Origin of the sequence: Paenibacillus sp. oral taxon 786 str. D14 (genome assembly GCF_000159955.1) — a bacterium.
Taxonomy (GTDB): Bacteria; Bacillota; Bacilli; order Paenibacillales; family Paenibacillaceae; genus Fontibacillus; species Fontibacillus phoenicis.
The window spans coordinates 65,249-66,307 of the sequence record NZ_GG695976.1 but is presented as its reverse complement, the minus strand read 5'-3'; the positions used below and the strand labels follow the sequence as shown (position 1 = coordinate 66,307).

Here is a 1,059-nt window from a genome sequence, read left to right as displayed (position 1 = left end):
TAGAATTCATTTCATTATCAAAAGTGCAGCTCCAGAGAGGCGGAGGTAATTGATCGGGTATATCGGCATAAGCTGGAATGCTCGTCGAAAAGAAAAACAAGAGTGCTAAGACTGGATAAATTATTTTTTGCATTCAAAAACCACTCATTTCTCATAATAGGTAATATTGATAATACCATATAAATGTCGAATTTTAGTAGTATTTACAGCATTATATCCTTCACTCCATCCTAGGATTGAAATGCTACACTTAGTGTGGTTATTAATGCTGGACGCTACGATGGGGGGAGGGAATATCCTGTGTTTGATATCAAAGGTTATGAAACGTTCGAAAAAATCGATCCGATCACCAAAGGCTGGTCGAGCGACAAAAAATACTACATCGAAACCGTCACCAACGAGAAATTGTTGCTGCGCATCGCTGATATTTCCCAGTACGACCACAAGAAACATGAATTCGAAGTGATGAAACGATTAGCCGATAGCGGTGTGCCCATGTCGCGGCCTGTGGATTTTGGGGTATGCGACAACGGCCAAAGTGTCTATACCCTCTTGACTTGGTGTGACGGTGAAGATGCGCAGATGGTATTGCCGAAGATGACGGACACGATGCAATACCACCTTGGCGTGACAGCCGGGCAAATCTTGAGGATAATTCACAATGTTCCCGCCCCAGTTGATCAAGAACCATGGGATTCCTTTTTTAATCAAAAGGTAGACCGAAAAATAAAGCAATATCAAGATTGCGGCGTCAAAATGGATGGCGACGAGCTGATCATGGCTTATATTGAAGCGAATCGGCAGTACCTCGCCCGGCGGCCGCAGTGCTTTCAGCACGGCGATTATCATGTGGGGAATATGATCATTTCGCCAGAAGGGGAGCTGTGGATCATCGATTTTAATCGCAGTGATTACGGCGATCCTTGGGAAGAGTTTAATCGCATTGTGTGGAGTGCTAAGGTGAGTCCGCATTTTGCTACGGGGCAGATTCATGGCTATTTTCATGGAAATCCTCCGGAACCATTCTTTAAGTTATTGGCTTTCTATATCAGCAGCAAC

1 protein-coding gene is annotated in these 1,059 nt (G+C 44.1%); it reads left to right on the top strand.

What is annotated here, in order from left to right:
* Window positions 1–300: 300 nt before the first annotated feature.
* The coding region (locus tag POTG_RS11185; protein WP_036645065.1) for an aminoglycoside phosphotransferase family protein at window positions 301–1,059 on the top strand (759 nt) is incomplete at its 3' end.